Source organism: Martelella sp. FLE1502 (genome assembly GCF_053484255.1).
Map to the genome: position 1 here is coordinate 57,295 of NZ_JBAKFQ010000001.1, position 13,294 is coordinate 70,588.

General features: G+C 62.9%; 12 protein-coding genes and 2 tRNA genes (1 of these 14 cut by a window edge). 7 read left to right on the top strand and 7 right to left on the bottom strand.

Going from position 1 to position 13,294, the window contains the following annotated elements:
- A tRNA-Glu gene (locus V6767_RS00255) sits at positions 1-54 on the top strand (it extends 121 nt beyond the left edge of the window).
- Between the two features lie 114 nt (positions 55-168).
- Positions 169-243, top strand: a tRNA-Glu gene (locus V6767_RS00260).
- Positions 244-291: 48 nt separating this feature from the next.
- On the opposite strand, the gene recJ is transcribed toward V6767_RS00260, so the two are convergent.
- The 6 genes from recJ to V6767_RS00290 form a co-directional block, all read right to left on the bottom strand.
- Positions 292-2,106 carry a single-stranded-DNA-specific exonuclease RecJ gene (gene recJ, locus V6767_RS00265; RefSeq protein WP_448471587.1) on the bottom strand — a complete coding sequence of 605 codons (1,815 nt, stop codon included), beginning with the start codon at positions 2,104-2,106 and terminating at the stop codon, positions 292-294.
- 119 nt (positions 2,107-2,225) lie between these two features.
- The gene (locus V6767_RS00270; protein WP_448471588.1) at positions 2,226-3,539 is read right to left on the bottom strand and encodes a homoserine dehydrogenase; all 1,314 of its coding nucleotides are present in this window, start codon (positions 3,537-3,539) and stop codon (positions 2,226-2,228) included.
- Between the two features lie 139 nt (positions 3,540-3,678).
- Positions 3,679-4,080 (bottom strand): acyl carrier protein, encoded by a 402-nt coding sequence (locus tag V6767_RS00275; protein ID WP_448471589.1) that lies wholly within the window; start codon positions 4,078-4,080, stop codon positions 3,679-3,681.
- A gap of 168 nt (positions 4,081-4,248) precedes the next feature.
- Positions 4,249-5,466, bottom strand: a complete 1,218-nt coding sequence (locus V6767_RS00280) for an LL-diaminopimelate aminotransferase (RefSeq protein ID WP_448471590.1) — start codon at positions 5,464-5,466, stop codon at positions 4,249-4,251.
- Between the two features lie 184 nt (positions 5,467-5,650).
- Entirely contained in the window at positions 5,651-5,845 is a 195-nt protein-coding gene (locus tag V6767_RS00285) for a hypothetical protein (RefSeq protein WP_448468022.1), read from the bottom strand.
- A 78-nt stretch (positions 5,846-5,923) separates the two neighbouring features.
- On the bottom strand, positions 5,924-6,316 hold the full coding sequence (locus V6767_RS00290) for a GFA family protein (RefSeq protein WP_448471591.1): 393 nt from the start codon (positions 6,314-6,316) through the stop codon (positions 5,924-5,926).
- A gap of 65 nt (positions 6,317-6,381) precedes the next feature.
- Here V6767_RS00290 and sfsA point away from each other — a divergent pair, with 65 nt between their 5' ends.
- From sfsA to V6767_RS00315, 5 genes are all read left to right on the top strand, one after another.
- The gene (gene sfsA / locus V6767_RS00295) at positions 6,382-7,089 is read left to right on the top strand and encodes a DNA/RNA nuclease SfsA (protein ID WP_448471847.1); all 708 of its coding nucleotides are present in this window, start codon (positions 6,382-6,384) and stop codon (positions 7,087-7,089) included.
- A gap of 32 nt (positions 7,090-7,121) precedes the next feature.
- Positions 7,122-7,955 carry a type I methionyl aminopeptidase gene (map, locus tag V6767_RS00300; protein ID WP_448471592.1) on the top strand — a complete coding sequence of 278 codons (834 nt, stop codon included), beginning with the start codon at positions 7,122-7,124 and terminating at the stop codon, positions 7,953-7,955.
- 50 nt (positions 7,956-8,005) lie between these two features.
- Entirely contained in the window at positions 8,006-8,803 is a 798-nt protein-coding gene (gene radC / locus V6767_RS00305) for a RadC family protein (RefSeq protein ID WP_448471593.1), read from the top strand.
- A gap of 228 nt (positions 8,804-9,031) precedes the next feature.
- Positions 9,032-10,444: a Si-specific NAD(P)(+) transhydrogenase gene (gene sthA, locus V6767_RS00310; protein WP_448471594.1), complete on the top strand. Its 1,413-nt coding sequence runs from the start codon at positions 9,032-9,034 to the stop codon at positions 10,442-10,444.
- A 3-nt stretch (positions 10,445-10,447) separates the two neighbouring features.
- Complete coding sequence (locus V6767_RS00315; protein WP_448471595.1) at positions 10,448-11,263, top strand: aminoglycoside phosphotransferase family protein; 816 nt, start codon at positions 10,448-10,450, stop codon at positions 11,261-11,263.
- A 320-nt stretch (positions 11,264-11,583) separates the two neighbouring features.
- On the opposite strand, the gene tig is transcribed toward V6767_RS00315, so the two are convergent.
- Entirely contained in the window at positions 11,584-13,191 is a 1,608-nt protein-coding gene (gene tig, locus V6767_RS00320) for a trigger factor (protein ID WP_448471848.1), read from the bottom strand.
- Positions 13,192-13,294: the final 103 nt, after the last annotated feature.

Sequence of the window (13,294 nt, forward strand, 5' to 3'; positions counted from 1 at the left end):
GGACGCCAGATTTTCATTCTGGAAAGAGGGGTTCGATTCCCCTAGGGCGTGCCATCCTTTGCTACGGGTCACCGACCTTTGCGGGATGAATTCGGAGATAAATCTCCGGGAATGATGTTTGCTGCGGCGGCGGTTCCGACTTTGCGGTGACCGCCGTTTTTGAAATGTGCGCCCTTCGTCTATCGGTTAGGACGCCAGATTTTCATTCTGGAAAGAGGGGTTCGATTCCCCTAGGGCGTGCCATTTCAAAACCTTCGGTTTCCCGGCCGAAAGAATTCCCCGCATTTCATTTTATGATGTAACGGCCGCGTCAATGATTCGCAGCTGCACCCGGCGCTGGCCCTGCCAGTGATCGCCGGCAAGCGTTCCCGCGACATGCAGGCTGCGCCCGCGGCTGCCAAGCAGAAGCTCGCCCAGAGGCTTGTCGGCAGCGCGGAAGGCGATGCCGTCCAGCGCCGTGCCCTCGGCGCTTTCAAGCCGCACCTTCACATGACCGCCGGCGCCGATCACGCGCGCGTCGCGCACACGGTGCTGCGGCAGCGCGAAGATCGGCTGCGGATGGCCGGAGCCATAGGGGCCCGCCGCCTCCAGCCGGTCGATCAGGTCGAGCGTTGCGCCCGAGGCGCTGAGCGCGCCGTCGATCTTCAGCACGGCGTCGGCGGCCAGCGCCTCGACTGCGTCGCGGGCGTGGTCCTCGAAGAAGGCCCGGAGCGCTGAAAGCTTTTCCCGCGTCACCGTCAGGCCCGCGGCCATGGCGTGCCCGCCGCCCTTGACCAGCAGCCCCTGCTCCACCGCCAGCCGCACCATCCGTCCGAGATCGAAACCCGAGATCGACCGGCCGGAGCCGGTGCCACGGCCGTTAGCATCGAAAGCGATGGCGAAGGCCGGCCGGCCGAATCGATCCTTCAGCCTGGAGGCCAGCAGGCCAACAATGCCGGGATGCCAGCCCTGCCGCGCGGTGACGATCACGCCCGCACCGCTGCCATCGCCGAATTCGGCGATCGCATCGGCCTCGGCCTCCTGCAGCATCGCCGCCTCGATCGCCTGCCGCTCGCGGTTGAGCTGGTCGAGGCGTTCGGCAATCGCCTCTGCCTCTTCCGTGTCATCGACCGTCAGAAGCCTGCTGCCGAGCGCCGCATCGCCGATCCGCCCGCCGGCATTGATGCGCGGGCCGATCAGGAAGCCGAGATGATAGGGCGTGACCGGGCCGGCGAGGCCCGCCCGCTTGAACAGCGCGGCAAGGCCGGGATTGGCGAGCGAGCGGGCAATGATCAGGCCCTTGACCACATAGGCGCGGTTCAGGCCCTTCAGCGGCACCACATCGCACACCGTCGCCAGCGCCACCAGATCGAGCCAGGAGAGGAGATCGATGCGGCCGGCACGCATATCGCCGGCCTGGCGCAGCGCGCGGTGAGCGGCGACCAGCACCAGAAACACAACGCCGGCGGCGCAGAGGTGCCCCTGCCCGGAAAGATCGTCCTCGCGGTTGGGGTTAACCAGGGCGGCGCATTCCGGCAGGTCGACGCCGACCTGGTGATGGTCGATCACCACCACATCCACGCCCCGCGCCTTCGCGGCGGCGAGCGATTCGTGGCTTGTGGAGCCGCAGTCGACGGTCACGATCAGTTTCGCGCCGTCCCGGATCAGGCTTTCGATCGCCTGCGGGTTGGGCCCGTAGCCTTCGAAGATGCGGTCGGGGATGTAGATCTCGACCTCAAGGCCGAGCATGGTGAGAAAGCGGTACATGAGCGCCGAGGAGCAGGCCCCGTCGACGTCGTAATCGCCGAAGATCGCGACCTTCTCGGACCGCTTGACGGCATCGAGGAGCCGGGCGACAGCGGCCTCGCAATCGGTCAGGCTGAACGGATCCGGCATCAGCGAGCGCAAGGTCGGATCGAGAAAGGCGGGCGCATCGTCAACCGGCACATCGCGGCCGGCGAGAACCCGGGCGATCAATTCGGAAAGGCCATGATTCTGCGCCATGGCCAACGCCCGGTTTTCACCGGCCGGGCCCAGACGCGGCACCCAGCGTAATTGGCGCGCGGAGCACTCCACGCCCAGGAATGCCCTTGGGCTCGGCTTTCGCTGGGCAGCATGGTCAGTCATCAGGCCTCGGCTCCGCTTTGAAGTCCCGCCTTTCATAGCGCCAAGTGTGCGGCAATGTCATCGCCCGATTGTGGGCGGCCCGAAAGTGACGGGCGCGCCGCCCGAACGCCAGAGACCGCTCAGGGCTTTTCGATGCGGATGACCTGCGGCTTGCCGACGATATAGCCATCGCTCTCCATCGCCTTCACCGCGTTGCGGATCGAAAGCTCGGTGGTCGCGTGGGTCACCATGATGATGGTCTTGGTCGGCGCGTCGCGCTCGCCATTGGCCGAATGCTGGACGATCGATTCGAGCGAGATCTGGTTGTCGGCCATGCGCCGGGCAATCGCCGCGATCACGCCGATCCGGTCGGCGACCCGCATGCGGATGAAATAGCCGCCCTCATGGCTGCGCATCCGCGCCCGCTTGTAGGGCTCCAGAGACCTCGCGGGCCGGCCGAGCGCCGGCACCGTCTGCGCGCCGGGTCGCGATTTGGCGATGTCGGCGATATCGCCAAGCACGGCAGACGCCGTGGCGTCGCCGCCTGCCCCCGGGCCGACCATCAGCAGGTCGCCGAGAATGTCGGATTCGATCGCCACCGCATTGGTGACGCCGTCGACCTGGGCGATGACGGTATCATGCGGCACCATGGTGGGGTGCACGCGCTGCTCGATGCCGCCGCCGGTGCGCTGGGCAACGCCCAGGAGCTTGATGCGATAGCCGAGTTCGGCCGCCGCGCGGATATCGTCCTGGGTGATGTTCGAGATGCCCTCGAGATAGATATCGTCGCAGGAAATCTCGCAGCCAAAGGCAAGCGAGGTCAGGATCGCGAGTTTGTGGGCGGTGTCATTGCCGTTGATGTCGAAGGAAGGATCGGCCTCGGCATAGCCGAGCCGCTGGGCTTCCTTGAGGCAGTCCTCGAAGGACAGCCCCTCCTTCTCCATCCGCGTCAGGATGTAATTGCAGGTGCCGTTCATGATGCCGTAAACGCGGGTCATGGTGTTGCCGGTGAGCGATTCGCGCACCGCCTTGATCACCGGAATGCCGCCGGCGACGGCCGCCTCGAAATTCAGCAACACGCCCTTTTCCTCGGCGAGTGCGGCGAGCGCCACGCCGTCTTCGGCAAGAAGCGCCTTGTTGGCGGTCACGACATGAATGCCGCGCTCCAGCGCTGCATTCACCGCATCCTTCGCCGCCCCGTTCGCGCCGCCGATCAGTTCGACCAGCACGTCGATATCGCCCTCGCGCGCCATCGCCGCCGGATCGTCGTACCATGTGGCGGAGGTGACATCGATGCCGCGATCCTTGGTGCGGTCGCGCGCCGATACCGCCGTCACCATAATGGCGCGGCCGCAGGCGGTGGCGAGGTTTTCATGTCGCTCGCTGATGATGCGCACAAGCGAAGCGCCGACGGTTCCAAGACCGGCGACGCCGATTTTCAGGGCATCTGCCATGGGGTATTCCTACTGACCCGAATTTCACGTTCGGACGCAAGCGTCCGCGCTTCATTTAGATCGTTTCGACGGCAAATGAAACATTCCGAGCCGGGAAATTTGGGAGAGCCAGCACAGGGCCGGTCTTGGGCGGAAACATTCACGCTCCCGCTTCACCTTCGCTGCGGATGAAAACTTCCGCCGGGTCCGGGCGTTGCGAACAGTGTGCCTGCGATTTGTGAATCGTTGTGACGAGATCACCAACGGTGGCGCTGGAGAAAAGATCTTCATCCATAATCACCACAGCGAACTCGTCCTCGAGAGCCATTCCCAATTCGAGGATATCGATCGAGTTAATGCCCAGATCGTCCAGCGTAGCCATTTCGACGACATCGCGCTCCGCTGAACCGATGACGGCAATGATCGTCTTCTTTACCCGGCCAAAGGTTTCACACATTCGCGCTTCCTCCGCTTGAGGCCCTGCCGCGAGGGGCGGTTTCGCCTGCCAGCCAAGCAAATCTCCAACATGAACCGTTCCCGCAAGATTGTTCTCGTTATCCATGATAGCGCTATCACATCTGATTTAAAAGGGATTTTATCCCAGGAGATAAACTGAATTTCGTTAGAGGAATGCGGTACTGGTGATGAACCTGGCATGAACATTGGACGATCAGGAAGGCCTTCGCCTTCCTGATCGAACCGCGAGAAAGGGGTGTACCTTTCCGCTACACTATCGATGCGCCTTCAGCGACACGATGTTGTCGGGCGCGACCTCGGTGGTGGCGAAGAAGCGCTTGAGGTTGCGCGCGGCCTGACGGATCCGGTGCTCGTTTTCCACCAGCGCGATTCGCACATGATCATCACCCTGTTCGCCGAAGCCAATGCCGGGGGCCACGGCGACGTCGGCCTTTTCCACCAGCAGCTTGGAGAATTCGAGCGAGCCCATGTCGGCAAACGGCTCGGGGATCTTGGCCCAGGCGAACATGGTCGCCGCCGGCGGGGTCACCTGCCAGCCGGCCTTGGCGAAGCTTTCTACCATGACGTCGCGGCGCTTGTGGTAAATCGAGCGGACTTCCTCGATATCCGAGCCGTCGCCGTTGAGCGCATGGGTCGCAGCCACCTGGATCGGGGTGAAGGCGCCGTAATCGAGGTAGGACTTCACCCGCGCCAGCGCCGAGATCAGCCGTTCATTGCCAACAGCAAAACCCATGCGCCAGCCGGGCATGGAATAGGTCTTGGACATCGATGTAAACTCGACAGCCACATCCTTGGCGCCCGGGACCTGCAAAACGGAGGGCGGCGGTGCGCCATCGAAATAGATTTCCGAATAGGCGAGATCGGAGAGCACGATGAGCTCGTGCTTCTTCGCGAAGGCGACGACCTCGCGGTAGAAATCAAGGCTTGCCACCTGCGCGGTCGGGTTCGACGGGTAATTGAGCACCAGCGCGATCGGCTTGGGGATCGAGTGCTTCACCGCGCGTTCAACAGGTCCGAAGAAGCTGTCGTCCGGCTCGACCGGGATCGAGCGGATCACGCCGCCGGCCATCAGGAAGCCGAAGGCGTGGATCGGATAGGTCGGGTTCGGGCAAAGGATCATGTCGCCCGGCGCGGTGATCGCCTGCGCCATGTTGGCGAAGCCTTCCTTGGAGCCGAGCGTGGCGACGATTTCCGTCTCCGGGTTCAGCTTGACGCCGAAACGGCGGGCGTAGTAGCCGGCCTGGGCGCGGCGCAGACCCGGAATGCCCTTGGACGAGGAATAGCGGTGGGTGCGCGGATCGCGCACGACCTCGCAGAGCTTGTCGACCACGGATTGCGGGGTCGGAAGATCGGGATTGCCCATGCCAAGGTCGATGATATCGGCGCCCGCCGCTCGCGCGCTCGCTTTCAAACGGTTGACCTGTTCGAAAACGTATGGCGGCAGTCGCCTGACCTTGTGGAACTCTTCCATCTTCTTCCTCTTGGAACACTGGGTTGAACGATCCTCACCTTTCGAAGGATCGTCGAAACGAGAGCAGGAAAAACCGGCCCGACGCAACAATCAACTGCACTTGCGTCGATTTTGCGGCAGAAATCCTAATACTCTGTTTCATCCTTGCCACAGAGGAAGGCAAGAACGGAGGCTTTTGGAAGCTTTACTGTGCAGCGGGAATGCCGGCCAGTCCGTCGAGCTTGGTCGTCATGGTCGCGACCTCCTCATCGGTAAATTGGGGATAGGCCGCCGTTCCGGTATCGCAGACATCCGGTTCGCCGCAGGTGGTGGAGCAGGCGGCAAGAAGCGAGGCCGCCGCCACAAGGGTTACACTCAAGATCATCCGGCCGAATTTCATTGCATCTCTCCAGGCGCCGCGGCGGCGCAAATCAGTCCCCGGCAAATCTGCCCGGTTTGGAGGCCTCGCGCAAGCAGGTCAGTCTTCCGTTCGCCCCTCGCCTTCCCGGTCGCGCTCGTAGCGGTGGGCGACCGGCAGAGGCGGAAGCCAGGATTCGCGGCGGATTGTCCATAATTCATAGGTCGGCTTGAAACGGTTGGGCTGATCGAACGTGCCGAGATTGATCTCGATTTCATCGCCGCTCACCGCATAGACCGGCGAACCGCAGGTCGGGCAGAAATACCTGTCTTCGAAGCAGCTCGCTTCGCCCGCAATGCTGACGGCGGTTTCGGGGAAGATCGCGGCCGCCTGAAACGGCGCGCCGTGATGCTTGCGGCAATCGAGGCAATGGCACACGCCCACCCGATATGGCTCTCCCGAGACCGCAATCCGCACCCTGCCGCAAAGGCATCCGCCCGTTATCCATTCCATCAGCTTCACTCCATGTTGGCGGCAGCCACTTGCCAGCGCCGTTTGAAAGGCTAAAACGCATGGCCATGCAGTTCGATCCTCCCTTGATACCGGCAACGCTGATCCGGCGCTACAAGCGCTTCCTGTTCGATGCCGTTCTGGAGGAAACCGGCGAGACGATCACCGGTTCCTGCCCCAATACCGGGTCGATGCTCGGGCTCAATACGCCCGGCTCGCGCATCTGGCTGTCGCGCAATGATGACGGCAAGCGCAAATATCCCCACCGTTTCGAGCTGATCGAGGCCGATGGCACCGTGGTCGGCGTCAATACCGGTCTGCCGAACCGGCTTGCCGAAGAGGCGATCCGGATGGGGTTGGTGGCCGATTTTGCCGATTATCCCGTGATCCGGCGCGAGCAGAAATATGGCCGCCAGAGCCGCATCGACATGTTGCTGTCGGCCGAGGATCGGCCCGACCTTTACATCGAGGTCAAGAATGTCCATTTCATCCGCACGCCCGGCCTTGCGGAATTTCCCGATACGCCGACGGCGCGCGGAACCCGGCATCTGGCCGAGCTTGCGGATATGGTCGCGGCTGGAAGACGGGCGGCGATGGTCTACCTGATCCAGCGCGGGGATTGCGAACGCTTCGCCATCGCCGCCGATCTTGACCCGGTCTATGCCGAGGCCTTCAAATGCGCCCGTCGCGCCGGCGTCGAGGCCTATGCGATAAAATGCAATGTATCCCGTGACAGCATCACGCCAGATGGTACAGTATTGGTTGATAACATGTAAGCGCACACGCCAGGGCGGTGCGGAGGATGACCATGGTAAATTACGCCGATGCGGCAACAGCGCCGCTGAAGAATGACGGTACAATCCGCCTTTATGACGAAGCGGCTTTCGAAAAGATGCGCCAGGTCTGCCGCATCACCGCCGGCTGTCTCGACAGCCTCGCCGATCTGATCAAGCCGGGCGTCACCACCGAGGAGATCGACCGCCACGTGCTGCAGTACGGCCTCGACCACGGCGTGGTGCCGGCAACGCTCGGCTATCGCGGCTACAAATATGCAAGCTGCACCTCGATCAACCATGTCGTCTGCCATGGCATGCCCAACGCCAAGCCGCTGCGCGAGGGCGACATCATCAATGTCGACGTTACCTATATCCTCGACGGCTGGCATGGAGACTCGAGCCGGATGTATCCGGTGGGGCAGTTGAAGCGGGCGGCCGAACGGTTGCTGGAAGTGACCTACGAATCGCTGCTGCGCGGCATCGCCGCCGTGAAGCCCGGCGCGCGCACCGGCGCGATCGGCGAGGCGATCCAGACCTATGCCGAAAGCGAGCGCTGCTCGGTGGTGCGCGATTTCTGCGGCCACGGCGTCGGCCGGCTGTTTCATGACGCGCCCAACATTCTGCATTACGGCCGCAAGAACGAGGGACCGGAGCTGAAGGAAGGCATGATCTTCACCATCGAGCCGATGCTCAACCTCGGCAAGCCGCATGTGAAGGTGCTGAACGACGGCTGGACCGCGGTGACCCGCGACCGCTCGCTTTCGGCCCAGTACGAGCACACCGTCGGCGTCACCAGCGATGGCTGCGAGGTGTTCACGCTGTCGCCCGGCGGCTTCGACCGACCGGGTCTGACGCCCGCGCTTTAGTCCGTTTCAGGATTGGAACCGATCTTGCCTGCTATCGCTCCAGGAGCCGCATGAAGAAACCGCCCGCCAAAGGCAAACCAGCCGGCCTTGAAGAAGACGGACCCGACGAGCGGACGTTCTTCGCCGACCAGCCGCCCGAACGCCCGTTTAGGGGCGGCGATATCCGTGACAAGACGCCAAGCCATGTCCACGGCCATCGCGACCGGCTGCGCGCCCGTTTCAGGGAGAGCGGGGCGAATGCGCTTGCCGATTACGAAATCCTCGAACTGCTGCTGTTCCGCCTGATCCCGCGCCGCGACACCAAGCCGATCGCCAAGGCGCTGATCGAACGGTTCGGCTCGCTGGGCGGTGTGTTCGGCGCGCCGGCGGAACTGCTGCAGGAGGTCCCGGGCATCGGCGAGTCGGTCGCCTTCGATCTGAAGCTGATGTCGGCGCTTGCCCAGCGCAGCCTGAAGAGCTCGCTGAAGGACCGCCCGATCCTCGGTTCCTGGTCGTCGGTGATCGACTATTGCAACGCGGCCATGGCGCACGAGGCCCGCGAGCAGTTCCGCATCCTGTTCCTCGACAAGCGCAACAAGCTGATCGCCGACGAGATCCAGGGCATCGGCACGATCGACCATACGCCGGTCTATCCGCGCGAGGTGATCAAGCGGGCGCTGGAACTGTCGGCAACGGCGATCATTCTTGTCCACAATCATCCGTCCGGCGACCCGACCCCTTCGCGCGCGGATATCGACATGACCCATATGATCATCAACAGCGCCAAGCCGCTCGGCATTACGGTGCATGACCACATCATCATCGGCAAGGATGGATATGTCAGCTTCAAGGGGTTAAAGCTGATCTGAGGCCATGGACTCGGCATGCAGCTTGTGGCTGTATGTAATGAAAACATCACGGAGCGGGACCATATTGCGCCGCGAACTCCGCGCTGTTGCGGCGCGGGAACCATCTCACGTAGAGCATTTCGCATGTCAGGCGGTATCATCCGGCGACGGCGGACATGCGGCAGAACGATATGATTGTGCCTTCCGGCACATGTCTTTGAATTTGAATAACCAAATCGGGGTGATTTTATGAATTCTTACGATCTGGTCGTCATCGGCAGCGGTCCGGCCGGCCGGCGCGCCGCGGTGCAGGCCGCCAAACTCGGCAAGACCGCGCTCGTCATCGACAAGGGCTCTCAGGTGGGCGGCGTCTCCGTCCACACCGGCACCATCCCCTCCAAGACGATGCGCGAAACCGTGCTGAACCTCACCGGCTGGCGCGAGCGCGGCTTCTACGGCCGCTCCTACCGGGTCAAGCAGAAGATCACCGCCGATGACCTGCGCGCCCGCCTGATCAAGACGCTGGATTACGAGATCGACGTTCTGGAATGGCAGTTCGAGCGCAACCGCGTTGAGCAGGTGCGCGGCTTCGCCCATTTCGTCGATCCCCATACGATCGAGATCGAGAAGGACAGCGGCGAGATCCAGCGGGTGCATGCCGAGGCGGTGCTGATCTCGGTCGGCACGCGGCCCTATCGCCCGCCGAACGTGCCCTTTGATGGCCAGACGGTGATGGACAGCGACGAGTTGCTGAACATCAAGGCAATCCCGCGCTCGATGATCGTCGTCGGCGCCGGCGTGATCGGCATCGAATATGCAACGATCTTCTCGGCGCTCGACACCCAGGTGATCGTGGTCGAGCCGCGCGACAGCATGCTGGATTTCATCGACCGCGAGATCCGCGACAATTTCGCGGCCCAGCTGCGCGACCGCAACGTCAAGCTGCTGTTCGGCGCGGGCGCCGACAAGGTCGAGAAGATTGCCGACGGCAAGGCCCGTGTCACGCTTTCCAACGGCCGGGTTCTTATGGCCGAATCAGTGCTGTTTGCCGCCGGCCGCCAGGGCGCGACCGACACGCTGAACCTGCAGTCCGTGGGGCTGGAGGCCGATCGTCGCGGCCGCATCAAGGTCGATCCGATCACCTTCCAGACCGATGTGCCGCATATCTACGCCGCCGGCGATGTGATCGGCTTTCCCGCACTCGCCTCGACCTCGATGGAACAGGGCCGGATCGCCGCCCGCCACGCTGTCGGCGCGGAAGCCGAGGAGCCGCCGCAATTCTTCCCCTACGGCATCTATGCCGTGCCGGAAATGTCGACCTGCGGCATGACCGAGGAGGAAATCCAGGAACGCGGCATCGCCTATGAATGCGGCATCGCCTTCTTCCGCGAGACCTCGCGCGGCCACATCATGGGCATCCAGAACGGGCTGCTGAAGATGATCTTCTCGCTGAAGACCCATCGCCTGCTCGGCGTCCATATCGTCGGCGAGGGCGCGACCGAGCTGATCCATATCGGCCAGGCGGTTCTGAACCTGAAGGGCACGGTCGAATATTTCGTCGAGAACACATTCAACTATCCGACGCTCGCCGAAGCCTACAAGATCGCCGGCCTCGACGCCTCCAACAGGATCGCGATGCTGGAAGCCGCCGAGCAGGAATAGGGCGTGTTCGACCCGCTGCTGGCCAAATGGCGACTGACCCCTGACGGCGCGCCGATCGTGACGGCGACCGGCGCATTGCTGCCGGTGCTTCGCGACGGCCAGCCGGCGATGCTGAAGCGGTTCACCGATCCAGAGGAAGCCATCGGTGCCGCCCTGCTCAAATGGTGGGACGGCGATGGCGCCGTCCGCGTCCTCGCCGAAGCCGACGATGCGATATTGATGGAACGGGCGACGGGAGCGGTCGCGCTGACCCCGCTGTCGCTTGGCGGCGAGGATGATCGCGCCTGCCGCCAGATATGCGCCACCGCCACGCGGCTGCATGCCGACCGCCCTGCCCCATTGCCGGCGCTGACGCCGCTCGACCGCTATTTCCGGGCGCTGCTTGAGGCGTCGCCCGGCGAACACCCGTTCCTCGACCGGGCGGCGGCCGAGGCGCGCCGCCTGCTGGACGACCCGCTAGATCTCCGCCCGCTTCACGGTGACCTGCACCACGGCAATATTCTGGATTTCGGCGAACGCGGCTTTCTCGCCATCGATCCCAAGGGCCTTTACGGCGAGCGCGCCTTCGACTTCGCCAATATCTTCTGCAATCCGGATATCGACGTACCGGACGCCTTCATCGCGCGCGATCAGAACCGCTTCGAGAGCCGTCTGGCCATGATTGCTGCCACCGCCGATCTCGACCGGACACGCCTGCTGCGCTGGATCATCGCCTGGTGCGGCCTCTCCGCCATCTGGTTCCTGCGGGATGGAGACGCCCGGGCCGACATCCCGCTGACCGTCGGACGGTTCGCGCTCGACCGGCTTGCGGAAGGCTGAAAGTCGAGAAATTTGGAAATCGGCAGCCGCAAATACGCACGGGTGAACCGACGAAGCAGGCTACTGACAAGCCTATCCCCTTTACGGACGTCATCCTCGGCCCTGTGCCGAGGATCTAACCACCTTTCCACACGAGCGGAGTTGGCGTTTGGGAATAGCGTGTATTTAAATAGATTTTCGCCCGAAACGCTGGTCGTGCTGATACGCGCTTAGATCCTCGGGTCAAGCCCGAGGATGACGAGGGAGAATGGGCGGGCATTGCCAACAAAAAAGCCCGCCCGGGCGAACCGGGCGGGCTTGAAATCCACAAAGCCGCAGGCTTATTCGGCGCTGTCGTCGGCCTTCTTCGGTACAGCCTTCTTGGCCGGAGCCTTTTTCTTCGGCGCGGGCTTCTCGTCGCCGTCGGCATCGGCCTTGGCAGCAGCAGCCTTCTTCGGAGCGGCCTTCTTGGCCGGCGCCTTCTTGGCGGCTGGCTTTTCAGCTTCTTCGGAAGCCGCATCATCTTCGGCCTTGGCAGCGGCCTTCTTCGGCGCAGCCTTCTTCTTGGCGGCGGGCTTCTTTTCAGCCTTCTTGGTCGCCGCTGCTACCTCGTCGTCATCGTCCGCCAGCAGCTCTTCCTTGGAGACCGTGACATCCTTGACGTCGATGCCTTCGAGCAGGTGGTCGACCACCTTTTCCTCGAAGATCGGCGCGCGCAGCGACGCCTGGGCGCCGGGCGTTTCGCGGAAGAACTTCAGGATTTCCTGCTCCTGGCCGGGATACTGGCGCATCTGGTCGTAAAGCGCGCGCTGCATTTCCTCATCGGAAACCTGAACGCCGGCCTTCTCGCCGATTTCGGAAAGCACGAGACCGAGACGAACGCGACGTTCTGCGAGCTTGCGGTATTCGCCGCGCGCTTCCTCTTCCGTGGTGTCCTCATCCTCGAAGGTCTTGCCCGAACGCTCCAGATCGGCCTGGACCTGACGCCAGATGTTTTCGAACTCGGCATCGACGAGCGACTGCGGGGCCTCGAAGGAATACTGTTCGTCGAGCTGGTCGAGGATCTGACGCTTGACCTTTTGGCGGGTGAACTGGTTGTACTGGCCAACGATCTGCTCGCGCACGAGTTCGCGCAGGCGATCGGCCGATTCCAGACCCAGCTTTTCGGCCAGCGCGTCGTTGATTTCGAGTTCGCCGGCGGAAGCGACTTCCTTGACCGTCACATCGAACACGGCTTCCTTGCCAGCGAGATGTTCGGCCGGATAGTCTTCCGGGAAAGTGACCTTGACCTGCTTTTCATCCTCGGCCTTGACGCCGACGAGCTGCTCTTCGAAGCCGGGGATGAAGCGGTTGGAACCGAGCACGAGCTGCGAATCGGTGTCGGCGCCGCCTTCGAAGGCTTCGCCGTCGATCTTGCCGACATAGTCGATGGTGACGCGGTCGCCATTGGCGGCCTTGCCCTTCTTGGTCTCGTATTCGCGGGCGTTTTCGGCAACGGCCTTGACCTGCTCCTCGACTTCCTCATCGGAGATGTCGACGACCGGACGCTCGACCTTCAGACCGTCGGTCGGCTGCAGTTCGAACTTCGGCAGGATTTCGTAGGATACGGTGAATTCGAAATCGATTTCGCCGTTCAGAACCTTGTTGGCCTCGCCCTCATCCTCGGTCATGTCGATCTTCGGCTGGCCGGCGGCGCGCTCGCCGCGCTCGGCGATGACAGCCTGCGGCTTTTCCTGCAGCGTCTCGTTGACGATTTCCGCCATGACCGACTTGCCGTAGAGCTTCTTGAGGTGCGACATCGGCACCTTGCCCGGACGGAAGCCGTTGATGCGGACCTTGTCCTTGGCGTCCGCCAGGCGTTCGTTCATGCGCGCCTTCAGATCATCCGCAGGAACTGTGATCTTGATTTCGCGCTTCAGCCCTTCGGCGAGCGTTTCGGTTACCTGCATATCCATACCTTCATTTCATATCGGCTTGAAAGCCGTTGGGTTACATGCGCAAACGCGGCGTCATGGCCGGGCGCGACTTCTTGCAATATCCTCGGCATTTTGA

Coding starts and splice junctions, on each gene's coding strand:
- recJ (WP_448471587.1), bottom strand. CDS start 2,106: ATGACTGACCATGCTGCCCAGCGAAAGCCGAGCCCAAGGGCATTCCTG.
- V6767_RS00270 (WP_448471588.1), bottom strand. CDS start 3,539: ATGGCAGATGCCCTGAAAATCGGCGTCGCCGGTCTTGGAACCGTCGGC.
- V6767_RS00275 (WP_448471589.1), bottom strand. CDS start 4,080: ATGGATAACGAGAACAATCTTGCGGGAACGGTTCATGTTGGAGATTTG.
- V6767_RS00280 (WP_448471590.1), bottom strand. CDS start 5,466: ATGGAAGAGTTCCACAAGGTCAGGCGACTGCCGCCATACGTTTTCGAA.
- V6767_RS00285 (WP_448468022.1), bottom strand. CDS start 5,845: ATGAAATTCGGCCGGATGATCTTGAGTGTAACCCTTGTGGCGGCGGCC.
- V6767_RS00290 (WP_448471591.1), bottom strand. CDS start 6,316: ATGGAATGGATAACGGGCGGATGCCTTTGCGGCAGGGTGCGGATTGCG.
- sfsA (WP_448471847.1), top strand. CDS start 6,382: ATGCAGTTCGATCCTCCCTTGATACCGGCAACGCTGATCCGGCGCTAC.
- map (WP_448471592.1), top strand. CDS start 7,122: ATGGTAAATTACGCCGATGCGGCAACAGCGCCGCTGAAGAATGACGGT.
- radC (WP_448471593.1), top strand. CDS start 8,006: ATGAAGAAACCGCCCGCCAAAGGCAAACCAGCCGGCCTTGAAGAAGAC.
- sthA (WP_448471594.1), top strand. CDS start 9,032: ATGAATTCTTACGATCTGGTCGTCATCGGCAGCGGTCCGGCCGGCCGG.
- tig (WP_448471848.1), bottom strand. CDS start 13,191: ATGCAGGTAACCGAAACGCTCGCCGAAGGGCTGAAGCGCGAAATCAAG.